This is a genomic window from Streptomyces fungicidicus (assembly GCF_003665435.1).
GTDB classification, from domain to species: Bacteria; Actinomycetota; Actinomycetes; order Streptomycetales; family Streptomycetaceae; genus Streptomyces; species Streptomyces fungicidicus.
Genome location: NZ_CP023408.1, coordinates 311,154 through 335,624, shown reverse-complemented (window position 1 = coordinate 335,624; position 24,471 = coordinate 311,154). Strand labels below are relative to the sequence as shown.

The 24,471-nt window shown below is 74.6% G+C and carries 18 protein-coding genes and 1 pseudogene; 13 read left to right on the top strand and 6 right to left on the bottom strand.

Annotated elements, in window-relative coordinates:
- Nucleotides 1-34 precede the first annotated feature (34 nt).
- Together ctaD and CNQ36_RS31750 are read left to right on the top strand one after the other, a co-directional pair.
- Nucleotides 35-1,768 (top strand): aa3-type cytochrome oxidase subunit I, encoded by a 1,734-nt coding sequence (ctaD, locus tag CNQ36_RS31755; RefSeq protein ID WP_121549032.1) that lies wholly within the window; start codon nt 35-37, stop codon nt 1,766-1,768.
- 10 nt (nt 1,769-1,778) lie between these two features.
- Nucleotides 1,779-2,123 carry a hypothetical protein gene (locus tag CNQ36_RS31750; protein WP_121549030.1) on the top strand — a complete coding sequence of 115 codons (345 nt, stop codon included), beginning with the start codon at nt 1,779-1,781 and terminating at the stop codon, nt 2,121-2,123.
- Between the two features lie 134 nt (nt 2,124-2,257).
- Here the strand turns inward: CNQ36_RS31750 and CNQ36_RS31745 are convergent, their stop codons facing one another.
- Nucleotides 2,258-3,148, bottom strand: a complete 891-nt coding sequence (locus tag CNQ36_RS31745; protein WP_420857176.1) for a universal stress protein — start codon at nt 3,146-3,148, stop codon at nt 2,258-2,260.
- 47 nt (nt 3,149-3,195) lie between these two features.
- Between CNQ36_RS31745 and CNQ36_RS35885 the strand changes: the two are divergent.
- Both CNQ36_RS35885 and CNQ36_RS31735 read left to right on the top strand, forming a co-directional pair.
- A pseudogene (locus CNQ36_RS35885) lies at nt 3,196-3,528 on the top strand (hypothetical protein); the annotation flags it as partial.
- 71 nt (nt 3,529-3,599) lie between these two features.
- Complete coding sequence (locus CNQ36_RS31735) at nt 3,600-4,427, top strand: CBS domain-containing protein (RefSeq protein WP_240659565.1); 828 nt, start codon at nt 3,600-3,602, stop codon at nt 4,425-4,427.
- Between the two features lie 31 nt (nt 4,428-4,458).
- Here CNQ36_RS31735 and CNQ36_RS35065 read toward each other — a convergent pair whose 3' ends face one another.
- Both CNQ36_RS35065 and ppdK read right to left on the bottom strand, forming a co-directional pair.
- The gene (locus tag CNQ36_RS35065; RefSeq protein WP_176119071.1) at nt 4,459-6,411 is read right to left on the bottom strand and encodes a PAS domain S-box protein; all 1,953 of its coding nucleotides are present in this window, start codon (nt 6,409-6,411) and stop codon (nt 4,459-4,461) included.
- A 462-nt stretch (nt 6,412-6,873) separates the two neighbouring features.
- Nucleotides 6,874-9,570 carry a pyruvate, phosphate dikinase gene (ppdK, locus tag CNQ36_RS31720; RefSeq protein ID WP_121549028.1) on the bottom strand — a complete coding sequence of 899 codons (2,697 nt, stop codon included), beginning with the start codon at nt 9,568-9,570 and terminating at the stop codon, nt 6,874-6,876.
- Nucleotides 9,571-9,814: 244 nt separating this feature from the next.
- Between ppdK and CNQ36_RS31715 the strand changes: the two genes are divergently transcribed.
- Nucleotides 9,815-12,178: a heavy metal translocating P-type ATPase gene (locus tag CNQ36_RS31715; RefSeq protein WP_121549631.1), complete on the top strand. Its 2,364-nt coding sequence runs from the start codon at nt 9,815-9,817 to the stop codon at nt 12,176-12,178.
- Between the two features lie 38 nt (nt 12,179-12,216).
- On the opposite strand, the gene CNQ36_RS31710 is transcribed toward CNQ36_RS31715, so the two are convergent.
- Together CNQ36_RS31710 and CNQ36_RS31705 are read right to left on the bottom strand one after the other, a co-directional pair.
- On the bottom strand, nt 12,217-14,616 hold the full coding sequence (locus CNQ36_RS31710; protein ID WP_121549027.1) for a glycoside hydrolase family 65 protein: 2,400 nt from the start codon (nt 14,614-14,616) through the stop codon (nt 12,217-12,219).
- A 57-nt stretch (nt 14,617-14,673) separates the two neighbouring features.
- Entirely contained in the window at nt 14,674-15,546 is an 873-nt protein-coding gene (locus tag CNQ36_RS31705; protein WP_121549630.1) for a universal stress protein, read from the bottom strand.
- A gap of 203 nt (nt 15,547-15,749) precedes the next feature.
- On the opposite strand from CNQ36_RS31705, the gene CNQ36_RS31700 reads away from it, so the two are divergent.
- From CNQ36_RS31700 to CNQ36_RS31680, 5 genes are all read left to right on the top strand, one after another.
- Nucleotides 15,750-16,433 (top strand): DUF4389 domain-containing protein, encoded by a 684-nt coding sequence (locus tag CNQ36_RS31700; RefSeq protein ID WP_121549025.1) that lies wholly within the window; start codon nt 15,750-15,752, stop codon nt 16,431-16,433.
- 36 nt (nt 16,434-16,469) lie between these two features.
- Complete coding sequence (locus CNQ36_RS31695) at nt 16,470-16,982, top strand: flavodoxin domain-containing protein (protein WP_121549023.1); 513 nt, start codon at nt 16,470-16,472, stop codon at nt 16,980-16,982.
- A gap of 221 nt (nt 16,983-17,203) precedes the next feature.
- Nucleotides 17,204-18,085 carry a universal stress protein gene (locus CNQ36_RS31690; protein WP_121549021.1) on the top strand — a complete coding sequence of 294 codons (882 nt, stop codon included), beginning with the start codon at nt 17,204-17,206 and terminating at the stop codon, nt 18,083-18,085.
- Nucleotides 18,086-18,109: 24 nt separating this feature from the next.
- A complete protein-coding gene (locus CNQ36_RS31685) occupies nt 18,110-18,991 on the top strand; it encodes a universal stress protein (RefSeq protein WP_121549019.1) in 882 nt (293 codons plus the stop codon).
- A gap of 51 nt (nt 18,992-19,042) precedes the next feature.
- Nucleotides 19,043-19,297 carry a LapA family protein gene (locus tag CNQ36_RS31680; protein WP_163013451.1) on the top strand — a complete coding sequence of 85 codons (255 nt, stop codon included), beginning with the start codon at nt 19,043-19,045 and terminating at the stop codon, nt 19,295-19,297.
- 36 nt (nt 19,298-19,333) lie between these two features.
- Here CNQ36_RS31680 and CNQ36_RS31675 read toward each other — a convergent pair whose 3' ends face one another.
- Complete coding sequence (locus CNQ36_RS31675) at nt 19,334-20,215, bottom strand: universal stress protein (protein WP_121549628.1); 882 nt, start codon at nt 20,213-20,215, stop codon at nt 19,334-19,336.
- Nucleotides 20,216-20,593: 378 nt separating this feature from the next.
- On the opposite strand from CNQ36_RS31675, the gene acsA reads away from it, so the two are divergent.
- The 3 genes from acsA (at nt 20,594) to CNQ36_RS31660 (ending at nt 24,471) form a co-directional block, all read left to right on the top strand.
- Nucleotides 20,594-22,384, top strand: coding sequence for an acetate--CoA ligase (acsA, locus tag CNQ36_RS31670; RefSeq protein ID WP_121549017.1), 1,791 nt, complete (start codon nt 20,594-20,596; stop codon nt 22,382-22,384).
- Nucleotides 22,385-22,537: 153 nt separating this feature from the next.
- A complete protein-coding gene (gene pdhA, locus CNQ36_RS31665) occupies nt 22,538-23,482 on the top strand; it encodes a pyruvate dehydrogenase (acetyl-transferring) E1 component subunit alpha (RefSeq protein ID WP_206278603.1) in 945 nt (314 codons plus the stop codon).
- Nucleotides 23,479-24,471: an alpha-ketoacid dehydrogenase subunit beta gene (locus CNQ36_RS31660; protein WP_121549015.1), complete on the top strand. Its 993-nt coding sequence runs from the start codon at nt 23,479-23,481 to the stop codon at nt 24,469-24,471. Before pdhA ends, CNQ36_RS31660 begins: the two co-directional genes overlap by 4 nt.

The following is a 24,471-nucleotide window of genomic DNA, read 5'->3' as shown; positions in this document are numbered from 1 at the left end:
CTCCATCGGTGACCGTTCCAGAAGAGAGAACCCCGTGACCGCAGTCGACCAGCCCATCCGCACCACGATCGAACCACCCCCGAGGAAGCCGGGGAACGTCGTGGTCGCCTGGCTCACCAGCACGGACCACAAGACCATCGGCAGCCTCTACATGATCACGTCGTTCGCCTTCTTCCTCATCGGCGGGGTGATGGCCCTCGTGATCCGGGCCGAGCTGGCCCGGCCGGGTCTGCAGATCGTGTCGAACGAGCAGTTCAACCAGTCGTTCACGATGCACGGCACGGTCATGCTGCTGATGTTCGCGACGCCGCTGTTCGCCGGGTTCGCGAACTGGATCATGCCGCTGCAGATCGGCGCCCCGGACGTGGCGTTCCCCCGGCTGAACATGTTCGCCTACTGGCTCTTCCTGTTCGGCTCGCTGATCGCGCTGGGCGGTTTCCTCACCCCGAACGGGGCGGCCGACTTCGGCTGGTTCGCCTACTCACCGCTCACCGACGCCGAGCACTCGCCCAATATCGGCAGTGACCTGTGGATCATGGGTCTGGGATTCTCCGGCTTCGGCACCATCCTCGGCTCGGTCAACTTCATCACCACGATCATCTGCATGCGCGCGCCCGGCATGACGATGTTCCGTATGCCGATCTTCACCTGGAACGTGCTGCTGACCGGTGTGCTGGTCCTGCTGGCCTTCCCGGTGCTGGCGGCGGCGCTGTTCGCGCTGGAGGCGGACCGCAAGTTCGGTGCGCACGTGTTCGACGCGGCCAACGGCGGTGCGCTGCTCTGGCAGCACCTCTTCTGGTTCTTCGGGCATCCCGAGGTCTACATCATCGCGCTGCCGTTCTTCGGCATCATCAGCGAGATCATCCCGGTCTTCTCCCGCAAGCCGATCTTCGGCTACATGGGTCTGATCGGCGCGACGATCACGATCGCCGGTCTGTCGGTGACGGTGTGGGCCCACCACATGTTCGTGACCGGTGGGGTGCTGCTGCCGTTCTTCTCGTTCATGTCGTTCCTGATCGCGATCCCGACCGGAGTGAAGTTCTTCAACTGGACCGGCACGATGTGGAAGGGCAGTCTCTCCTTCGAGACGCCGATGCTGTGGTCGGCCGGCTTCCTGGTCACCTTCCTCTTCGGCGGTCTGACCGGCGTTCTGCTGGCCTCGCCGCCGCTGGACTTCCACGTCTCCGACTCGTACTTCGTGGTGGCGCACTTCCACTACGTGGTGTTCGGCACCGTGGTGTTCGCGATGTTCGCCGGCTTCTACTTCTGGTGGCCGAAGTTCACCGGCAAGATGCTCGACGAGCGTCTCGGCAAGATCCACTTCTGGACGCTGTTCGTCGGCTTCCACGGCACCTTCCTGGTCCAGCACTGGCTGGGCGCCGAGGGCATGCCGCGCCGCTACGCGGACTACCTCGCCTCGGACGGCTTCACCGCGCTCAACACCGTCTCCAGCATCGGGTCCTTCCTCCTGGGCCTGTCGATGCTGCCGTTCCTCTACAACATCTGGAAGACCGCCAAGTACGGCAGGCCGGTCGGCGTCGACGACCCGTGGGGCTACGGCCGCTCCCTGGAATGGGCGACCGCATGCCCGCCCCCGCGCCACAACTTCGTCACCCTGCCGCGGATCCGCAGCGAATCCCCCACCTTCGACCTCCGCCACCCCGGTCTGTCGAGGATCGACCAGGAGGAGAACGCCGGCCGGCGGGACGCCGTCGAGCCGGAACCGCACGGCCGGGCGCACCGGCCCCCGCACGACGGTTCCGAGTAGCGGCCCCGCCATGGCCGTCCCGGAAGAGGGTGACGGCGACTCCGTCGACGTCGGCATGCGCAGGCTGGAGGGGTACCTGCTGTGGCAGTCGGAGGTGGCGCGGGCGCGGGCCGACGCCGAGGAGACGGCGGACCGGCTGGACTGGCTGACCGGGGCCCAGCGCGAGGCCGTCGTCGCCTGCTTCGCGGAGCGGCAGCTGGTCCTGTCCCGGCGGCATCTGGAACGCACCGCGCGCCGGGCGCGGGAGCTGCGGGAGGAGTACGAGGACCGGTACGCCACGCTGAAGGCGCGGCTGCTCGCCTGGACCCTGGCCGGGTTCGCGGCGACCGTCTTCGTGTCACGCCTGCTGCTGTGACCCACCGACGGGCCGGCGATGCCGCACGCCGTGAAGCGGTGCACCGGGTGATCGTGCGGCGCCATGGCGACGCGCTCGCAGGCGTACGCGCCGGCCCGGGCACGCCCTCCGGGGGCCCGGGCCGGGAACCGCCCTCAGCGACTCGCGTCCGCTCCGCGCACCACGGCGACCGGACAGTGGGCGTGATGCAGCAGCGCCTGGCTGACCGAGCCCAGCAGCAGGCCGGCGAAGCCGCCCCGTCCGCGGGCCCCGACCACCACCAGCCCTGCGGTCCGGCTCTCCTCGATCAGCGCCTCGCGGGTGCGGCCGTGCACCACCTTGTGTTCCACGGCCACGTCCGGGTGCCGCTCGCGGTGCCCGGCGAGCGCCTCGGCCAGCAGGCGTTCCTCCTCCCGGCCAAGCACGCCCGGCGGGTTGGCGTACGGCTCGGACGACTCCTGCGGGGCGGGCAGCGGCGCGTTCCACGTGGTCCAGGCGTGCAGCGCGACCAGGCCGGTGCCGCGCAGCTCTGCCTCCTCGAAGGCGAACTCGACCGCCCTGTCCCCGGCGGCGGAGCCGTCGGCTCCCACCACGACGGGACCGTCGGGCCCGGCTTCCTCCCGGACGACCAGCACGGGGCAGCGTCCGTGCGCCGCGAGGTGCACCGCCGTCGAGCCCACCATCAGCCCGACGAAGCCGCCCATGCCGCGGGACCCGACGACGACCAGTTCGGCCGCGCGCGACTGCGCCTCCAGCACCGTCAACGGCTCCCCCGTCACCACCGCGTGCGACACCTCCACCTCCGGCGCCACCGCCATGGCCCGTTCCACGGCCTCCGCCACCAGGCGCTCGACCATGTTCCGCATCCCGCCGTCGGCCGGTCCCAGGGGCGAGGGGCCCAGCGGAACGTGCATGGCGGGCCAGAGGAAGGCGTGCACCACCTTCAGCGCGGCCTTCCGCAGCCCGGCCTCCCGCGCGGCCGTCTCCACCGCGGCGAGGCTCGACTCCGACCCGTCCACCCCGACGATCACCGAACCGCCCACCATGTCTCCCTCGTCCGCAGCGTTTCCCGTTCCCCTCCAGCCTCGCCCCCGTGAGGTCCCGGTGCCAGGGGACGTTCGGACCACGGTCCGGGCCCGTCGGCCCCTGCGGGGGAGCCCCCGGACGCGGGAGATTGAAAGCGCAACGAGATCGGAAGACCTTCGGACGCACCGCTGCGCACACGTACGTCTTCGCGGGGCTGCGTCTGCTGACCGGGTTCGTCTTCCTCTGGGCGTTCCTCGACAAGGCCGTCGGCCTCGGTTACGCCACGCGGGGCGGCAGCGCCTGGATGGACGGCGGATCGCCCACCGAGGGTTTCCTGGGCTCGGTGGCCGTCGGCCCGATGGAGTCCACGTTCCACGGCTGGGCGGGGGCCGCCTGGGCCGGACGGCCCCGGTGGGCTCCGCGCGGGTGGAAGATGGGGAGGGGGGTCGCCCAGGAGCGCGGGAGGCTGCCGTGAAGGAGAAGCGAGGACACGCCGCCCCGGCCCGGACACCGGAGGCGGCCGGGACGTCCCACGAGCAGACGCTGCTGCGTCACCTCAGCGCGATGTCGGCCGTCTCGTCCCGGCGGGGCGCGCCCCGCGGCCCCACTGGAGCCGCGGGCCGGGCGACGGCGTCCCCTGCCGCCGACGCGGCGGCCCCGGCCCTGCTCGTCCGGGACGTCATGCGGGTTCCGGCGCCCTCCGTCCCCTGGGACCTCCCGTTCCAGGAGGTCGCGCGGGCGCTGGCGCGCGAGGACTCCGGGTCCCTGGCCGTGGTGGACGACGACGACCATGTCGTCGGCGTGGTCTCGGAGTCCGACCTCCTGGCCAAGGCGGCCGTCGAGGCCACGCGGCCCCGTCCGGGCGGCGCGCTGACCCGGGTCAGGGAGCGCAAGCTGCTGGAGAAGGCGCGCGGCGGCACGGCGGAGGCCCTCATGACGAGCCCGGCGATCACCGTCCTGCCCGGTATGACCGTCGCGGAAGCGGCCTGGCTCGTGGCGCTGTCGCGGCTGAAGCGGGCGCCCGTCACGGACCACGACGGGCGCCTGGTGGGGACGGTGCGGCGTAGCGCTCTGCTGCGCGCGCTGATCCGCGACGACGCGGGCATCGAACGGGAGGTGCGCCACCTGCTGACGGTGGTCGCAGGCGCCGGCGCGGCCCACGCCGTGCGGGTGGAGGTGCACGGAGGCGTCGTCGGACTGAGCGGCCCGCTGGCCGGGGACGCCGCGACCGGGCTGCTCGCCGAGGTCGCGTCCATGGAGGACGTCGTGGAGGTGCGCGACCACCTGGACCGGCGGTGAGCCGGCCCGGCGCTCACGGCACCTCACCGGGTCACAGCCGCAGCGTGAACCAGGTCGTCTTCCCGTCGTCGGTGGGGCGCACGCCCCAGCTGTCGGCCAGCACCCGGACGAGGTTGAGTCCCCGTCCGGACTCCTCGTCCTCGTCGGCACGCCGCGGTTCCGGGGTGTGGGAGCTGCCGTCGCCCACCTCGACGGTGAGTTCCGCGGCGGTGCGGCTCACGTGCACGGTGACGGGGCCCTGGGCGTGCTGCACGGCGTTGGTGAGGAGTTCCGACAGGAGGAGCCGTGCGTCGTCGGCCTGCGCGTGGCAGTCCCAGGCGGCCAGGGCCTTGCTGAGGAAGGTGCGGCCCTCGGGCACGGACTCGGGCCGGGTGGGCAGCGTGGCCGTGACGGACGCCAGTGGTGCGGCGGGCAGCCGCGCCAGCAGCAGGGTCACGTCGTCGTCGTGGCCCTCGGCGTCCGGCCGCAGGGCGGTCAGGATGCGGTCCGCCGCGATGTCCAGGCCGGGCGGTTCGGCGGTGAACAGGGCGCCGCAGGTGGCCGTGAGCGCGGTGAGACTGTCCTCGATGTCGCAGCCGGGGGTCTCGATCAGGCCGTCGGTGTAGAGCACCAGGGTGGCGCCCGGCGGCACCGCCGCCGACGACTGCTCGTACAGCACGTCGCCCACGCCGAGCGGCGCGTTCACCGGGGCGGAGAGCTGCCGTGCCCCTTCGCCGGGTACGGCGACCAGGACCGGGAGGTGGCCGGCGGAGCACAGGGTCACCTCCGCCTCGTCGGCGGCCACGACGAGGTAGCAGCACGTGACCAGCTGATCCGGCACGTCCAGATCGGCCACGCAGGTGTCCAGGGCCTGCATCAGCCGCCGGGGCTGCATGCCCGTCTTGGCCAGCGCGTGTGCCGCGGAGCGCAGTTGGCCCATCACGGCGGCCGCCTCCAGGCCGCGGCCCATCACGTCACCGATCAGCACCCCGACCCGGCCCGCGCCGAGGGGTATCAGGTCGAACCAGTCACCCCCCACACCCGCTCCCTGGGTGGCGGGCCGGTACCGGCTGGCGGTGACCAGGCCGGGCACGGCGGGCGGGGTGCCCATCAGGCTGCGCTGCAGGGTGAGGGCGACGTGGCGCTGCTGCTCGTACAGGGCCGTGAGTTCGGCCTCGGCCCGCTTGCGGTCGCTGATGTCGCGGACGATGGCGCACGCCCCGATGACCGTGCCGTCCGGGGCCCGCCTCGGCCACACGGTGACGTCGACGTCCAGCAGCCCGCCGGTCCGTGTGACGCGCAGCGTCTCGAAGTGCTCCACCTTCTCGCCGAGCCGGAGCCGCTCCAAAAGCATGGCGATCTCGTCGTGGCGGTCGTCCGGGGCGAGGAGGGAGATGTGCCGGCCCACGACCTCGGCGGCCGTGTAGCCGTACAGCCGCTGGGCGGCGGCGTTCCAGTAGGTGATGTGCCCGTCGAGCGTCTTGGCGAGGATGGCGTCCTGGGAGGACTCCACCAGCGCGGCCAGCTCGCTGATGCGTTCCTCCGCCGCCTTGCGGTCGCTGACGTCTCGGACCGCCGCGGAGACCAGCAGCCCGTCGGCGGTCTCCAGCGGGCTGAGGCTGATCTCCACCGGGAACTCGCTCCCGTCCCGGCGCAGCCCGTGCAGGTCCAGCCCCGCCCCCATGGGGCGTACCTGCCGGTTCGCGGCGTAGGCGTTGCGGTGCAGGGTGTGGTGTCCGCGCAGTCTCCGCGGGACGAGCAGTTCGACGGCCTGGCCGAGGAGTTCCTCGCGCCGGTAGCCGAAGAGGGCCTCGGTCTGGGCGTTGACGAGCCGGATGGTTCCGGTGTCGTCGACGATGACGATGGCGTCCGGCGCCGCCTCCAGCAGTCCCCGGAACCGCTCCTCGGCGGCTCCGGGCCTGCCCGCCCGCGCGGGTATCGTACGCGTGCCCGGTCCGGGAGCCGCGATGGGGCACGTGTCCTGTGTACCGGTCTCGTTCTTCATGTCCGTCCCAGCCGCGCCGCTGCCAGTGGTTTCCGGCCATCCCAGCGCACCCCGGCGCGGCACGCCTGCGTTTGTCCCCAACTGTCGTTATCGGGTCGCGCCTGACCCCTCGGTGCACCGCTCGCGACCGGCTGGGGCGCCTGCGGCGGCGAGGCGAACGGTGGCCGGCTCCGAGCCGGACGGCAGGAGGATCACGTTGACCGGCTCCGAGGACGCCCGGCGGGCCCGGGGGCGGCTGCCGCAGCTCAGGCCGGACGCGGCGAGTCCAGTTCTCGGCCGACCGACAGCACCGCCCCGAGCAGGCTGTGCACCCGAAGACGGTGTGGTATCCCCGCGGGCGACCGTGCCGGCGGCGGTGCCGCGCTCGTGTGGCGCGTCCCGGTGCGGGAGGCGGGCGATCCGTCCGGGAGGTGATCCGCCTCCGCCGGGCGGGACCCCGCCGGCCCCTCCGGTCAGGTCGGGTCACCGGCTGTCGCTCGCCCCCGTGTCGCGCAGCGCGGCCCGCCCGGCCTCCAGCCGTGCCACCGGGACGCGGAACGGCGAGCAGGAGACGTAGTCCAGGCCGGCGGCGTGGAAGAAGTGCACGGAGTCCGGGTCGCCGCCGTGCTCGCCGCACACGCCGATCTTGAGGTCCGGCCGGGCGGCGCGGCCCTCGGCGACCGCGATCCCGACGAGGCGGCCCACTCCGTCCCGGTCGATGGTCTCGAACGGAGAGGCGGGGAAGACGCCCTTGTCGAGGTAGGCGGAGAAGAACTCCGCCTCGACGTCGTCGCGGGAGAACCCCCAGGTGGTCTGGGTGAGGTCGTTGGTGCCGAAGGAGAAGAACTCCGCCTCCGCGGCGATCCGGCCCGCCGTCAGCGCCGCCCTGGGCAGCTCGATCATCGTGCCGACCGGGCAGCCGACGGGCGTGCCGGCCGCCTCGGAGACCTCGGCGAGCACCCGCCGCACCTCCTCGCCCACGATGCTCAGCTCCCGCGCGTCCCCGACGAGCGGGACCATGATCTCCGCCCGGGGGTCGCCGCCGGCCCGGAGACGTTCGGCGACGGCCTCCCCGATGGCCCGCACCTGCATGGCGACCAGTCCGGGCACCACCAGGCCGAGGCGCACGCCGCGCAGCCCGAGCATCGGGTTCTCCTCGTGCATCCGGTTCACCGCGGCCAGCAGCTGCGTGTCGCGGGCGGCCGGCAGGTCGCCGCGTGCCTCGGCGGCGGCGACCCGCACCGCGAGAGCGGTACGGTCGGGCAGGAACTCGTGCAGCGGCGGGTCCAGCAGGCGGATGGTGACCGGCAGTCCGTCCATCGCCTCGAGGATGCCGGCGAAGTCCTGTCGCTGGAGCGGCAGCAACGCCGCCAGGGCCCGGTCGCGCGCGGTCCGCGAATCCGCCAGGATCATCTCCTCGACGAGCTTGCGGCGCTCACCGAGGAACATGTGCTCGGTACGGCACAGACCGATCCCCCGCGCGCCGAACCGGCGGGCCCGCGCGGCGTCCTCGGGGGTGTCGGCGTTGGCCCGTACCTCCAGCCGGCGGACCGTGTCGGCCCGGCCCAGGGCACGTGCCACCGCGTCGACCAGCCCGCCCGCCCCCTCGCCGGTCTCCCCGGTCTCCAGGAACCGCATGACCTCCGAGTCGACGAGGGGCACCGCCCCCGCGTACACGGCCCCGGTGGAGCCGTCGACGGAGACGACCGTGCCCTCCTCCACGACCGTGCCGTCCGGGGCGGTGAACCGCCGGGCCCCGGTGTCCACCGTGAGTTCCTCGGCGCCGCACACACAGACCTTGCCCATGCCGCGGGCGACGACGGCCGCGTGGCTCGTCTTGCCGCCGCGGCCGGTGAGCACCGCCTGTGCGGCGATCATGCCGGGCAGGTCGTCGGGGTTGGTCTCCTGGCGGACCAGGACCACCTTCTCGCCGGCCGCGGCACGCCGTACCGCGTCCGCCGAGTGGAAGACGGCCGCCCCGACCGCGGCGCCCGGGGACGCCGGGAGGCCGCGGGCGAGCGGCTCTCCGTCGCCCGAGGTGTCGAAGCGCGGGAACATCAGCCGGGCCAGGCCCTCGCCGCTCACCCGGGCGAGGCCCTCGTCCGGGGTGATGAGTCCCTCGTCGGCGAGGGCGGCGGCGAGGGCGAAGGCCGCCTCCGCGGTGCGTTTGCCGACCCGGGTCTGGAGCATCCACAGGGTGCCGCGCTCGATGGTGAACTCGATGTCGCACAGGTCGCGGTAGTGCCGCTCCAGCGTCTCCATGTGCGCCCGCAGCCCGGTGTAGGACGCGGCGTCCAGGCGCTCCAGTTCGCTCAGGGGCACGGTGTTGCGGATGCCGGAGACGACGTCCTCGCCCTGGGCGTCGGGCAGGTAGTCGCCGTACAGCCCGGGGCGTCCGGTGGCCGGGTCGCGGGTGAAGGCGACGCCGCTGCCGGAGTCGGCGCCGAGGTTGCCGAAGACCATGCGCTGCACGCTGACGGCGGTGCCCAGGTCGTCGGGGATGTGCTCGCGCCGCCGGTACAGGCGTGCCCGCTCCCCGTTCCAGGACTGGAACACCGCCAGGATCGCCCGGCGCAGCTGCTCGGCGGGCGACTGCGGGAAGTCCTCGCCGGTCTCCCGGCGGATCACCGTCTTGTACGTCTCCACCAGCCCGGCCAGGTCGCGGGCGTCCAGCCGCAGATCGTCGCCGGCCCCGCGCACTTCCTCGAGGTCCGTCATGGCCCGCTCGAACAGGGCGGCGTCGACACCCATGACCGTGGCGCCGAACATCTGGACGAGACGGCGGTAGGAGTCCCGGGCGAAGCGCTCACTGCCGGAGGCCTTGGCCAGACCGCTGACGGAGTCGTCGTTGAGTCCGATGTCGAGGATCGTCTCCATCATGCCGGGCATGGAGAAGCGCGCCCCGGAGCGGACGGAGAGCAGCAGCGGATCGTCGCGCTGCCCCAGCCGCCGGCCCGCCGCCTCCTCGAGGGCCGCCAGGTGGTCGGAGACCTCCCGCGACATGCCCGGGGGTTCCCCGCCGGTGGTGAGGAAGGCCCGGCAGGCCTCGGTGGTGATCACGAAACCCGGCGGGACGGGAAGCCCGAGCCGGGTCATCTCGGCGAGGTTCGAGCCCTTGCCGCCGAGCAGGCCGGCCATCTCGCGGCCGCCCTCGGTGAAGTCGTACACGTAACGGACCATGGCGCCGTGCTCCTCCGCTCGGGGCGGCCTGACATCTCCAGGGTCGGGCCGGAGCGCTTCCGGCGCGAGGTGCCGGCCGACCCGGCCCGTGGGCCATGCGGCCCTGGACCCGCGGGGGCGGTCCGACGGACCCTGGACGCGAGGCAAAGGGGAGTGCACGAGCGGCCGGTTCGGGGACGGCCGTCCGGACGGCGACGGTTCCGGCCGCCGTGACCTCCGCGAACCGCCGACGGTGAGGATCACCATGACGCACGCCGACCCCGCCGACCGGACGCGTCGGCCCACGACGGAGGAACCGCTGCCAGGACCCGGCCGGGAAGACACCGGGGGGTCCTGGCTCGAACCCGCTCTGCTGGCCGTCACGGCCGCGTCCCTGACGGCGGGGGGCGTCCTCTGGCTGCTGGGCCACGACGACGCCGCCGGCCTGTGCTGGGCGCTGGGCACCGTGTCCGCCGTCGTGCCGGCGGTCGGCTGGGTGGTGGCCGCGCTGCGGCGCGGCCACGCGGGCGTGGACCTCATCGCGGTCCTGGCGCTCGGCGGCACCCTCGCCGTCGGCGAGTATCTCGCCGGGGCGCTGATCGCCCTGATGCTGGCCACCGGGCGCGTCCTGGAGGCCGCCGCCCAGCGGCGTGCCTCCCACGACCTGCGCGCGCTGCTCGCGCACACGCCCCGCACCGCCCGCCTGCGCCGCGGCGCCGAGGTCCGCCCGGTACCCGTCTCCGAGGTCGCCGTCGGGGACCTGCTGGTCGTCGGGGCGGGCGAGGTCGTCCCCGTCGACGGGCAGGTGGCGGGACCGGCGGCCGTCCTCGACGAGTCGGTGCTCACGGGCGAGTCCGCGCCGGTGGAGCGGCCGCCCGGGCAGTCGGTGCGCAGCGGGGTCGTGAACGCGGGCGGGGCCTTCGACCTGCGGGCCACCGCGACCGAGCGGGACAGCACCTACGCCGGGATCGTGCGGCTGGCCCGGCAGGCGGGCGCGGAGGCGGCCCCGGTCGTCCGGCTGGCCGACCGCTACGCCGCCTGGTTCCTGCCCCTCTCGGTGGCGGTCGCGGGACTGGCCTGGCTGCTGAGCGGTTCCGCGGTGCGGGCCGTGGCGGTGCTGGTGGTCGCCACCCCCTGCCCGCTGCTGCTCGCCGCCCCGGTGGCGATCGTCTCCGGTCTGTCCCGGGCGTCCCGGCTGGGTGTGGTGGTCCGCGACGGTGGCGCGCTGGAGCGCCTGGGGCGGGCCCGCACGCTGCTGCTCGACAAGACCGGCACGCTCACCGGGGGCCGCCCGCGCGTCGCCGACGTGACCGCGGCTCCCGGACGGCGGCCCGCCGAGGTGCTGCGGCTGGCGGCCACCGTGGACCAGTACTCGCCGCACGTCCTGGCCCGCGCCATCGTCGACGCGGCCCGTGAGCGCGGGCTGGAGCCGTCGGAGGCGACGGACGTGTCGGAGGAGGCCGGGCGGGGCGCGGTCGGGACGGTCGGGGGCCGCAGGACGGCCGTCGGCCGTCTCCAGCCCGGCACGCCGGTCCCGGACTGGGCGCGGGCGGCGGAGAACCGGGCCCTGCTGGACGGCTCCGCCGTCGCCTGGCTCACCGTCGACGGGACCCCGGTGGGGGCCGTGATGCTGCGCGATCCGCTGCGCCACGACGCGCCCCGCACCCTGAGAAGGCTGCGCACGGCCGGTATCGACCGCATCGTGATGCTCACCGGCGACCGGCCCGAACCCGCCCGCGAGATCGCCGCGGTCCTCGGGCTCGACGGCGTCCGGGCCGAGCTGACACCCGCCGACAAGGTGGCCGCGGTCCGCGCGGAACGCGGGCGCGCGGTCACCGTCATGGTCGGCGACGGCGTGAACGACGCGCCCGCGCTGGCCGCCGCGGACGTCGGCGTGGCGATGGGGGCGCGGGGCTCCACCGCGTCCTCCGAGGCCGCCGACATCGTCCTCACCACGGACCGGGTGGACCGGCTGGCCGACGCCACGGCGATCGCCGTGCGGTCGCGGCGCATCGCCGTGCAGAGCGCCCTGGGCGGCATGCTCCTGTCGCTGGCGGCGATGGGCGCGGCCGCCGTGGGGCTGCTCCCGCCGGCGGCCGGCGCGCTGCTGCAGGAAGGCATCGACGTGGCGGTCATCCTCAACGCGCTGCGGGCGCTGCGCGTGGCCCCGGGGGCCCGGCCGGTCCTGGAGCCCGCCGCGGAGGCCCTGATCCACCGCTTCGCGGCCGAGCACGAGGACCTGCAGGACGTGCTGCAGGCCGTGCGCGACGCCGCGGCCCGGCTCTCGGCCCCCGGCGGGGACGGGCAGGCCCTGGAGTCGGTGCGCGAGGTGAACCGGCTGCTCACCGAGCGGCTGCTGCCGCACGAGTACGCCGAGGAGCACGAGCTCTATCCGGCGCTCGGACCGACGCTCGGCGGCCCCGAGGCGACGGCGACGATGAGCCGCGCCCACGCCGAGATCGAGCGGCTCGCCGGGCGGGTGGCCACCCATCTGGCGCTCGCCGAGGCGCAGGGCGCGCTGGAGGCCGAGCAGCTCGAGGACCTGCGTGCCTGTCTGTACGGCCTGCACACCGTGCTGCGGCTGCATTTCACGCAGGAGGAGGAGAACTACTTCTCCCTGGCGCCCTGACCGGCGGGCCCGTGCGGGTGCCGGGCCGGGGGCGCGCCTCAGGCGGGGGGCAGCCGGAACGTGCGGGTCTCTCCGGGGGCGACGGTCACGGTCCGGTCGGCCAGGACCACGCGGACCGGCGACTCCTCCGAGTCCGGGATGCCGAGTTCCAGCTGTCCGCTGTGGCGCCGCAGGGAGATGCCCCAGTGACCGCGGTAGCGCAGGGTGAATCCGTACTCCGAAAGGACCGGCAGCGGCACCGGGTCCAGCAGCAGGGCGTCCCCGCGGGTCTCCAGTCCCGTCAGTCCCCGCTGGACCAGGTCGAGCGTGCCGGCCATGGCTCCCAGGTGGATGCCCTCGCCGGTGGTGCCGCCCTGGACGTCGGCGATGTCCGACTCGAGGGCCTCGTGGAAGTACTGCCAGGCGTCGGCGCGCCGTACCCGGGCGAGGACCCAGCCGTGCACCAGCTCGCTGAGGGTGGAGCCGTGGCTGGTGCGGCGCAGGTAGTAGTCGACGGTCCTGCTCCACACCTCGTCGTCCAGGTGGTGGCCCAGCCGCCGGAACAGGCCGCGCAGCTCCGCGGGCGGGAAGAGGTAGCCGAGCATGAGGACGTCGGCCTGCTTGGACGCCTTGTAGCGGTTGACCGTGTCCCCCTCGGCCTCCAGGATCCGGTCCAGCCGCCGGATGCTGTCGTACCGCGCCCGGTAGGCGTCCCAGTCCAGCTCGGCCAGGTCGTCGTAGCCCTCGAACTGGCTGATGACGCCCCGGTGGAACGGCACGTGCAGCCGCCGGGAGACGTCCTCCCACTTCGGGAGTTCGCCTTCGTCCAGCGCGACGCGCTCCATCAGCTCCTGCCGCCGCCAGGCGGGCAGCCGGCGCAGCAGGTCCAGCGCGCGGGCGATGACCCAGGAGGCGGTGACGTTGGTGTACGTGTTGTCGTCCAGTCCCGGCCGAACAGCTCCCGGGTAGGCGTCGTGGTACTCGTCGGGGCCGACGACGCCGCGGATGCGGTAGCGGCCGAGCGCGGGGTCCAGGACCGCGCCGTCCGCCCAGAAGCGGGCGATCTGCACCAGCGTCTCCGCGCCCTTGGTGTACAGGAACTCGGTGTCGCCGGTGGCCTCGCAGTACTGCCACACGTTGTAGGCGACCGCCGAGCCGACGTGGTGCTGGAGCCGTGAACGGTCCGGCAGCCAGCGGCCCGAGCGGGGGTTGAGGTGCAGCTCCTGGGTCTCCTCCCGGCCGTCGCTGCCGCTCTGCCACGGGTACATCGCCCCGGTCCGGCCGACGGCGGCGGCGGCCCGGCAGGCCCGGTCCAGGCGCCGGTACCGGTAGGTCAGCAGGGCCCGCGACACGTCGGGGAAGTGCAGGTTCAGATAGGGCAGGACGAAGAGCTCGTCCCAGAACACGTGCCCCCGGTACGCCTCGCCGTGCAGTCCCCGCGCGGGCACCCCCACGTCGAGGTCGGCGGTGTGCGGGGACAGCGTCTGCAGCACGTGGAAGAGGTGCAGCCGCAGGATGCGGCCCGCCCGGCCGGGGATGCGGATGTCGGCGCGCCGCCAGATCCGCCGCCAGGCGTCGGTGTGCGCGTGCAGCAGGGCGGCGAAGTCCGGGGCCTCGGTCACCCGGTCCACGGCCGCGCCGAGCGGGTCGCTGATCGCGGCGTCGCGGGAGGTGTGCAGCGCCACGGTCTTCTGCACCTCGACGGGCCGGCCCGGAGCGATGGGGACCACCAGGCGGTGGACCGCGCGGCGCCGGTCGGGGCGCAGCCGCTCGGAGGACGGCGCTGGCCCCACGGCGACGGTCCGGGCGGCCAGCGCGATCCCGATGCCGGAGGTGCTGGTCCGGCAGCACAGCCATGCCGTGCCGGGCTCCCGCGCACCGGTCCGTACGCGGGTCAGGTGGTGCCGGTCCAGGGCCCGGTAGCGGTGGACGTTGGTGTTGGTCACCTCGCCGTCGAGGGCGGACTCGACCTCGACCTCCCCCGACCAGTCCTCGGCGGTGAGCACCGTCCGCAGCGCGGCCAGGTGCGGGTCCCCCATGTGCACCAGCCGCGTCTGTGCCACACGGAGGGCTCCGGCCGCCCTGTCCCGGTAGCGCGACTCACGGACGAACAGGCCCCGGCGCAGGTCCAGCACCTGCCGGTGGCCGAGGAGGGCCGGGGAGTCCGGGGTGAGCCACCGGCCCCAGGTGCCGCCCGCGGGGCGCAGCCGGAAGCGCAGCGGCAGCCAGTTCGGGAGGTTGACCATGTCCTCGTTGACGACCCGGCGCCCGGCCACGTCCGACTCGAGGCGGTTGTGGCAGCCGGCCGCGTAGGTGCCCGGGCAGTGCACCAGGCCGGCCCGGCACTCGGGCATCGCGCCGCGGGTGGCGAAGTAGCCGTTGCCGAGCGTGCAGAGGGATTCCCGCAGCCGCTCGGCGGCGGGGTCGTACCCGTCGTACTCCCATGTCCACTCCGGCATCGGCCGCCCTCGCCCTTCTCCTGGCCGGACCGTGCGGGGGCGCGGCGCGCCTCGCCCTCAGACCCGTTGCGGGACGACGGCGACCGGGCACTCGGCGTGGTGCAGCAGGGTGTGGGCGACCCTGCCGAGCTGCAGACCGGAGTGGCCGTGCCGCCGCAGGGCTCCGACGACGACCAGGTCGGCGTCGGCCGCCGCCTCCAGGAGGACCTTGTGGGCGGGGCCCTCGGCGGGTGTGCGCCGCACGTCGACGTCCGGGTGTTCCTGTACGGCCTGGGTCAGCGCCTCGGCGAGGCCGGCGGACGCGCGTTCCTCGTGCGCGGAGGTGCCGTCGTCCGTGGGGCGGCCGGCCGCGTGCCCGGGAGCCGGGGTGCGCCAGGCCCGCACGGCGTGCAGGATCGCGCCGCGCGCCTCGGCCTCCCGGAAGGCGAACCGCACGGCGCCCAGGCTGTGCGGCAGGTCGCCGACCCCGACGACCACGCGTCCGAAGGCTCCCCGCAGGTTCCGCTCCCCGCCGCGGACCACGACGACGGGACACATCGCGCGGGCGGACACGCCGAGGCCGACCGACCCCAGCAGCAGCCCGGCCAGCTCGCCCCGCCCGCGGGACCCCATGACCAGCGCCCACGCCTCGTGGCCCGCCGCCAGCAGCGCGGACACGGGGTCGTCGGGGAGCACGTCGACCGACACCTCGGTCCCCGGCCCGCGCTGCCGGGCGCGTTCCGCCGCGGAGGCGACGATGTGCTGGGCGAGGACCTCTCCGGGGGGACGTTCCCGCGCGAACGACGGGACCCTGCCCTCGTACCGTTCCCACAGCGAGGCGTGCACCAGCCGCAGGGGCAGGCCGTGCCGCGCCGCCTCGTCGACCGCCCAGTCCACCGCCGCGAGGCTGGGATCCGAACCGTCGACCCCCACCACCAGCGGGAGTTCCATGGTCGCCACCGCCTTCCTCTCCTGCCGCTCACCGGAGTCCCTGCACTTACCGTCGCACCGCCCACGGCCCGCCGCGACCTCCGCACACCCCGGGTCCGCCGCCCCGTCCGGCCGGTTTGCCCGCCGCGCCCGTCCCGCGGACGCTGGAATCCAGGGGGTTCCGGTGCCCGGATCGTCTCCGGAAACCGAAGGGAGCGGTCACCATGAGCTCGCACACCCAGCCGCCGTCCGTGCCGCCCGCCGGGGTGGCGCCGCCCCACCCCGCGCGGGTGACGGCCGTCCTCGACGCTCCGCTGTCCCGCTGGCTGTGGCTGGTCAAATGGCTGCTCGCCCTCCCCCACTACGTCGTCCTCGCCTTCCTGTGGGTGGCGTTCGCGGTGGTGAGCGTGGTGGCCTTCTTCGCCGTCCTCTTCACCGGCCGCTATCCACGGCCGCTGTTCGACTTCGCCACCGGCGTGCTGCGCTGGAACTGGCGGGTGGCGTACTACGCCTACGGCACGCTGGGCACCGATCGCTATCCGCCGTTCACCCTCGCCGACGTCCCCGGCTACCCGGCGCGCTTCGAGCTGGCGTACCCGGAGGAGCTGTCCCGCGGACTCGTCCTGGTGAAGTGGTGGCTCCTGGCCGTCCCGCACTACCTGCTCCTGGGCTTCTTCGTCGGCGGCGCGCGCCTGGCCTGGTTCTCGGGCGGCCTCATCGGGCTGCTGGCGCTGTTCGCCGGTGTGGCGCTCGCGGTGACCGGGCGCTATCCGCGCGGCGTCTTCGACCTGGTGACGGGGCTCAACCGCTGGGTGCTGCGGGTGGCCGCGTACGCGTCGCTGCTCACCGACGTGTACCCGCCGTTCCGGCTCGACCAGGGCGGCCGGGAACCCGGCGTGCCGACGTGACGGCGGCCCCCGTTCACTCCGCCAGGAGGTGCTCCCGTGGACGTCCTCGTCGGCTACGCGACCGCCCACGGCTCCACCCGGACGATCGCCGAACGGACGGCCGCCGTGCTGGGCCGGGCGGGTCTGACGGCCGAGGCCAGACCGCTGGCGGAGGTCGGGGACGCCGGCGCCTACCGGGCGTTCGTCCTCGGCAGCGCCGTGCACGGGCAGGAGTGGCTGCCTCCGGCCAGGCAGTTCGTGCGGGACAATCTGGACGTGCTCGGCGCCCGCCCGGTGTGGATCTTCAGCGTCGGGATGCCCGCCGCGCTGCGCGGACCGTGGCGCCGTATGGCCCCCAGGGAGCTGCCGGTGATCGAGGAGGGCCTGACGCCGGGTCTGCGGTTCCGCGGTCACCGCCTGTTCTCCGGGGTCGTCCGGCGGGACCAGCTCCCCCGCGCCGGACGCGTGTTCTTCCGGCTGGTGGGCGGACGGTTCGGCGACTTCCGGGACTGGGCGGCCGTCGACGGCTGGGCGGCCGGCATCGCCGGGGAACTCCGTGCGGAGCTCTGACCCGGGGGCCTCCTGGCGGGCCGGGGCCACCCGGCGACCGCTCGGCCCGCGGTGCCCCTGCCGTCCGGAGGAGGCCCGCGGGCCCCGTCGGACGGCGCGTTTGAAATCCGGTGGCCCGGCCCACTCGGGTCGCGCGGGACCGTCCGGCGCGGGGACGAGCGCGGAGCGGCCCGGCCGCCGGACGGCGGAACCGGGACGGCCCCCCGCAGGAGGTGGTGACCATGCGCGCCGACGGACGCGGTCCTGTCGTGGTCGGTGTCGATCCCGACCCCGGAAGACTGGCGGCTCTCGCCTGGGCCGCCGACGAGGCGGACCGGCGCCGCCTCCCCCTGACCCTCGTGCACACCCAGGGCGGGCCCGTGCCCGGATACCGGCTGGAGGGCAGCCCCCCGTCGTGGGAGAAGTGGCGGGACGACCTGCACACGGCGGGCAACGAGGTGCTGGAACGGGCGGTCGCCTTCGTCGAGTCGCGCCGTCCGGACGTGGACGTCTCGGCCGTGCTGGCCGAAGGGCACCCGGCGTGGGTGCTGGCCGAGCACTCCCACCAGGGCTCGCTGGTCGTGGTCGGCTCCTGGCATCTCGGCGCCGCGCGCGAGCTGTTCGGCTCGGCCGCGGTCGCGCTGCCGCTGACCGCCCACGCGGCGTGTCCGGTGGTCGTGGTGCGGGAGGCGGAGCACACCTCCGGGCAGCCGCCGTACTTCGTCGTCGGCGTCGACGGCAGCCCGCACTCGGCCGCCGCCGTCGACCTCGCTTTCGAAGAGGCGTCCCTGAGGGGTGCGTCCCTGCGCGCGCTGTACGTCTGGCACGCCCCGCTGCTCGGGGCGCTGGACGAGGACGCGGCGGTGCGGGAGTGCCGCCGGCTGCTGGCGGAGACGGTGGCCGGGCGTACCGCCGCCCGTCCCGAGGTGGAGCTGCACCACGAGGTGGTGAAGGGGCATCCGGTGCGGGAGCTGACGGACGCCTCCGCTCACGCGCTCGGCCTGGTGGTGGGCACACGCGGGCGGGGCGGCTTCCGCGGCATGCTGCTGGGCTCCGTGAGCCAGGGCAGCCTCCACCACGCGCACTGCCCGGTATTGCTGGTCCCGCGCGAGCGGGCCCGGTAGCGGGCTCCGGCAGGGAGCGCCGTCATGGGACAGCCGATGGTGGTGGGGGTCGACGGGTCGCCGTCGAGCCTGGACGCGGTGGAGACCGCGGCCCGCGAGGCCGCGGTGCGGGGCGTGGGGCTGCGGCTGGTGCACGCCTTCGGCCGGACGTCCTCGCACGTTCCCCGCTCCGGGCCGCCGTGGAGTCCGGCCGGGGCGGGGGTGCGCGAACTGGTCGACGGCACCCTCGCGGAGGCCGAACGGCGGGCCCGCGACGCGGCTCCCGGCGTGGAGCTCGCCCGGGACGTCGCGGCGGGCGATCCGTCGGCGGTCCTGGTGTTCGCCTCGCGCACGGCCTCGCTCACGGTGGTCGGCAGCCACGGCCGCGGAACCGTCGCGGGTCTGCTGCTCGGGTCGACCGCCGGGCAGCTGGCGGCCCACGGCCACTGCCCGGTGCTGGTCGTGCGGGAGGCGGGGCGCGCCGGCGGTCCGGTGCTGCTCGCCGTCGACGACGCGCCCGCGTCGGCCCCGGCCGTCCGCTTCGCCTTCGCCGAGGCGCGACTTCACGGCGCCCCTCTCACGGCGGTGCACGTGTGCCGGCCGGGCAGCGCGGACGCCTACGACGGAGCGGCGGACCCGCCCTTCGTGACGTACGACAGGGGCCACTTGCGCGACCACGCGGAGCAGGTGCTCGACGCGGCGCTGGCCGGGTGCGAGCAGCGGTACCCGGAGGTGACCGTGCGCCGCCGGCCCGTCATCGGGCGGGTGCGCCACACCCTCGTCGAGGCGAGCGCGGACGCGCGGCTCCTCGTGGTCGGCGCGCGGGGCGGCGGCGGGTTCACGGGCCTGCTCCTGGGGTCGGTGAGCCAGGCCGTCCTGCACCACGCGCGGTGCCCCGTCGCGGTCGTCAGGGACGGCCGGGAGTGAGCCGGCGGTGATGGGTCGCCAACAGGGGCGAACAGCCCGATAATGGGCATCATGGCCCGGAAATCCGCGAACGCGTACGGTCCGTCGACCGTGACGGTCAAGGGGCGGGACGTCAGGCTCCGCACCATCGGCTTCCTGGTGCTCGCCGCCCTGGCCATCTGGTTCATCGCCGCCAACACGAAGTCGGTCACCATCAGGCTGTGGGTGCCGACCGTCACGCTCCCGCTGTGGAGCGTCCTCACGGTCACGCTCCTCGTGGGCATGGCCCTCGGACTGCTCGTCGCCCACCGGCGCGCCCGCCGCTAGCGGCTCCCCGGAGCCGCCGGCGCGGACGTCGCGGGGTCAGCCGTGCGGCACGACGGCCACGGGGCAGCCGGACCGCTGGATCACGGCGTGGGTGACCGGGCCGGTGCGCGGCAGCGTCGGGCGGTCGGTGAGCCGGTGTCCGACGACCAGCAGCTCCGCGCCGGACGCCGCCTTCGCCAGGGCTCCCGCGGGCCTGCCCTCGACGACGGTCTCGAGGACCTCCACGTCGGGGTACTTGTCGCGCCACACCTGGAGCACCGCGGTGAGGAAGCGCAGCCACTCCCCGGCCCGGTCGGGGGCGCTCACCAGGCCGATCTCACCCGGTCCCAGAGTGAACGGGTCGGGCGTGCGCCAGGCGTGCAGCGCCCTCAGCCGGGTGTGGCGCCGGCGCGCCGCCTCGAAGGCGAACTCCAGCACCTCGTCGCACGGTTCCGTGACGTCGACGCCGACCACCACGTCCCGCCGACCGGTGCCGGCGTCCTCCGGCGCCTCGGCGGCCGGGTCACCGGCCCGTACCAGGACCACGGGTCCGGTGGCCTTCGCCACCACCCCGAGCGCGACCGAGCCCACGAGCAGTCCCGTCACCCGGCCCAGCCCGCGCCAGCCCAGCACCAGCGGCTCGGCGTCGGCCGCCGCCCTCAACAGGGCCGCGGTCGCCGGGCCCTCGACCTGCTCCTCGTCCAGCCGCACCCCGGGGCGGGCGGCGCGGGCACGGTCCTCCGCCGCCCGCAGGGCCCGCCGCGCCAGGCGCCGCTCGGCGGCGAGCGCGGCCGCCGACTCGCCCTGACGCGGATGCCAGTTGCGCACGTGCAGCAGCCGCAGCGGACGTCCGCGGCGTACGGCCTCACCGGCCGCCCACTCGGCCGCCGCCAGGCTCTCGGCGGAACCGTCGACTCCGACCACCACGGGCGAAAGCACCATGACCCACACCTCCAGAAAGGCCTTCTCCCCCGCCCTCAGCGTCGCGCGGTGGGCGGTCCCGGCGGCAGGGGCCACCGGGGCACCCGCGCGGGGCCGTCAGGCCCCGTACCGCAAGGCCCACCCGGCCGGGGCCGTCCGGCCCTACCGCCGGAGGGCGGACGGCGGTGTCATGGAAGGGAGCCGAGGGCCACACAGGGGCACGGAGAAGCGGAGCGAGACCGCGCACCGTGCGATGAGGGCCCGCAAGAAGCGGGCGGCCCCCGGCTCCTCGGCAGCGGTGCCGCCCGTCCCGCGGGACGGGCCGGCGGCCCGAGGTGCGACCGGTGCCGTGCTCCGCGACCCTGGAGATCAAGGGCAGCGCCGCGAGGAGCGCCCATGGACTGGGAAACGATCCACAAGGACACCGCGCCGGCCGTCGAACCCCGCCTCACCGACTACGAAGAGGCCCGCTCGGCGTTCACCTGGGCCCGTGCGCGCGAGGCACTGGCGGGACTGCCGGACGGCGGGCTGAACATCGCGCACGAGGCGGTGGACCGGCACGCCGCCTCGGACCGGGCGGGGAAGGCCGCGCTGCGGTGCGTCGGGAGGGACGACGCCGTCACCGACGTCACGTACGCGGAGCTGGCCCGGCGTACCGCCCGCTTCGCCAATGCGCTGCGGACGCTCGGAGTCGGCCGCGGAGACCGGGTGTTCACCCTGCTCGGCCGGTGTCCCGAGCTGTACACGGCGGTGCTGGGAACGCTGAAGTGCGGCGGAGTGCTCTGCCCGTTCTTCTCCGCGTTCGGACCCGATCCCGTGGAGCAGCGGCTGCGGCTCGGCGACGCACGGGTCCTGGTGACCACGGCGGCGCTCTACCGCAAGAAGGTGGCCGCCCGCCGGGACGCGCTGCCCGGCCTGGAACACGTGCTGATCGTCGGACCGGGCGCCGGGGAACTGCCCGGCACGGCCTCCTTCGAGGAGCTGGTGTCCGCCGCCGTGGACACCTTCACCATTCCCCCCACCTCTCCCGGGGACATGGCCCTGCTGCACTTCACCAGCGGCACCACCGGCACCCCCAAGGGCGCGGTCCACGTCCACGAGGCGGTGGTCGCCCATCACGCCACGGCCGCGTACGCCCTCGACCTGCGTCCGGGGGACGTGTACTGGTGCACCGCCGACCCCGGCTGGGTCACGGGCATGTCGTACGGCGTCATCGCCCCGCTGACGCACGGCGCGACGGTGGTCGTCGACGAGGGCGACTACGACGCCCGCCGCTGGTACCGAATCCTCGGGCGGCAGCGGGTCAGCGTCTGGTACACGGCGCCCACGGCGCTGCGCATGCTGATGCGTGCGACACCACGGCAGGGCCCGTACGACCTGCCGCGCTCCCAGGACCTCTCGGCGCTGCGCTTCATCGCCTCCGTCGGTGAACCCCTCAACCCCGAGGCGGTGGTGTGGGGCAGGGACGTGCTGGGCCTGCCCGTGCACGACAACTGGTGGCAGACGGAGACCGGCTGCATCATGATCGCGAACTACGCGGCCTGCGACATCCGTCCCGGCTCGATGGGCCGCCCGCTGCCCGGTGTCGAGGCGACCGTGCTGCGGACCGGTGTGGACGGCCGGGCCCGGGTCACGGACGGCCGGGTCACCCCGGTGGAGGGCGCCGGCGAGGAGGGGGAGCTGGCGCTGCGTCCAGGCTGGCCGTCGATGTTCCGCGGCTATCTGCACGACGAGCAGCGCTACGCCGCCGCCTTCGCCGGCGGCTGGTACCTGACCGGCGACCTGGTGCGGCGGGGCGCGGACGGCTGGTACTGGTTCGTGGGGCGCGCCGACGACGTGATCAAGTCGGCCGGGCATCTGATCGGCCCGTTCGAGGTGGAGAGCGCGCTGATGGAGCATCCGGCGGTCGCCGAGGCCGGGGTGATCGGACGGCCGGACGCCGTGGCCGGGAACGTTGTCAAGGCCTTCGTGTCGCTGCGCCCGGGTGTGGAGCCCTCCGCCGGTCTGCGGCGCGAGCTGCTGGGCTTCGCCCGCCGGCGGCTGGGCCCGGCCGTCGCGCCCAGGGAGATGGAGTTCGACCAGAACCTGCCCAGGACACGCAGCGGCAAGGTGATGCGCCGGCTGCTGCGCGCGCGTGAACTGGGCCTGCCCACCGGTGACCTGTCGACCCTGGAGGGATCCGCATGACAGCCGCCCGGCCCACCGCCCGCCCCCGGAAGCAGCCCGCGTCCCCGAAGCCCGGCAGGAAGACCACGACGGACAGGCGGAAGGAGCACGCGGGTCCCCCGCCGGCCGGCCGGCCGGGCCGAGCCCGGGCGGCGGACCGGCCTGCTGGAGGCGATGCTCCGCATCCGGCGTTTCGAGGAACGGTGCGTCGAGCTGTACAGCGCCTCGAAGATCCGCGGCTTCGTCCACCTCTACATCGGCGAGGAGGCCGTCGCGGTCGGCGTCAACGCGGCGCTGTCCCCCGAGGACGCCGTCGTCTCCACCTACCGCGAACACGGTCATGCGCTGGCCCGCGGCCTCCCGCCCGAGGCCATCATGGCGGAGATGTACGGCAGGACGACCGGGTGCAGCGGCGGCCGGGGCGGATCCATGCACCTGTTCGACGTGAGCCGGCGCTTCTACGGCGGCAGCGCGATCGTCGCCGGCGGGCTGCCGCCGGCCGCGGGCCTCGCCCTCGCCGACCGCCTGCGCGGCCTGCCCCGCGTCACCTGCTGCTTCTTCGGCGACGGGGCCTTCGCCGAGGGCGAGTTCCATGAGACGGCGAACCTCGCCGCCCTGTGGGATCTGCCCCTGCTGCTGGTCTGCGAGAACAACCTGTACGCCATGGGCACCGCGCTCGCCCGGGAGCACGCGCAGACGGACCTGGCGATGCGCGCCGCCTCCTACGGCATGCCCGCCTGGGCCGTGGACGGCATGGACGTCGAAGCCGTCGCACAGGCCGCCCGGCGGGCCGTCGAGGGTATCCGGGCGGGCACCGGACCGCATTTCCTGGAGCTGCGCACCTACCGGTTCCGCGCCCACTCCATGTACGACCCGGACCGCTACCGCGACAAGGCGGAGATCGAGCGCTGGAAGTCCCGGGACCCCATCGGCCGGCTGACGGAGCGGATGCGCGACGACGGGGAGCCGGTCGACGAGGAGCTCGCCCGGATCGAACGGCGGATCGCCGACGAGATCGACCATGCCGTGGACGCGGCCGAGCGGGCGCCCGAGGAGCCGGTCGAGGACCTGCTCCGTCATGTCACCAGCGCGCGGGCCGGGGAGGTGAACCGGCAGTGAGCACAGCCGGAACGCAGGAGACTACGACGTACCGGGAGGCGTTGCGCGAGGCCCTCCGGGAGGCGATGCGCTCCGACGACCGGGTGTTCCTCATGGGCGAGGACGTGGGCAGGTACGGCGGCTGCTTCGGGGTCAGCCTCGGTCTGCTGGAGGAGTTCGGCCCGGACCGGGTCCGGGACACCCCGCTCTCGGAGTCCGCCTTCGTGGGCGCCGGCATCGGGGCCGCGCTGGCCGGCATGCGGCCGATCGTGGAGATCATGACCGTCAACTTCAGTCTGCTCGCCCTGGACCAGATCCTGAACAACGCCGCCACCCTGCTGCACATGTCGGGCGGCCAGCTGCCCGTCCCGCTGGTCATCCGGATGACGACGGGCGCGGGACGGCAGCTCGCGGCGCAGCACTCGCACAGTCTGGAGAGCTTCTACGCGCACATTCCCGGCATCCGCGTCCTCGCCCCGGCGACGCTCGAGGACGCGCGCCACATGCTCGCCCCGGCGCTCGCCGACCCCGACCCCGTGGTGATCTTCGAGCACGGCAGCCTCTACAACGCCTCCGGCCCGCTCGCCCCGCAGGCCGCCTCCGTGGATCTGGACCACGCGGCGGTCCGCAGGCCCGGCGACGCCGTCTCCCTCATCACGTACGGCGGTTCGCTGCCCAAGATGTTCGCGGCCGCGGACGAGCTGGCCGCCGACGGTGTCGACGCGGAGGTGGTCGACCTGCGCACGCTGCGGCCCCTCGACGCCGGGACCGTCGCCGCCTCCGTGGCCCGGACCCACCGTGCGGTGGTCGTCGACGAGGCGTGGCGCACCGGGAGCGTCGCCGCCGAGCTGTCCGCCCGCCTCGCCGAGGAGTCGTTCTACGAGCTGGACGCCCCCGTGGAGCGGGTGTGCGGTGCCGAGGTGCCCATTCCGTACGCCAGGCGCCTGGAGGAGGCCGCCCTGCCGCAGACCGCCGGGATCGTCGCGGCGGCACACCGGGCGGTGGGCTGA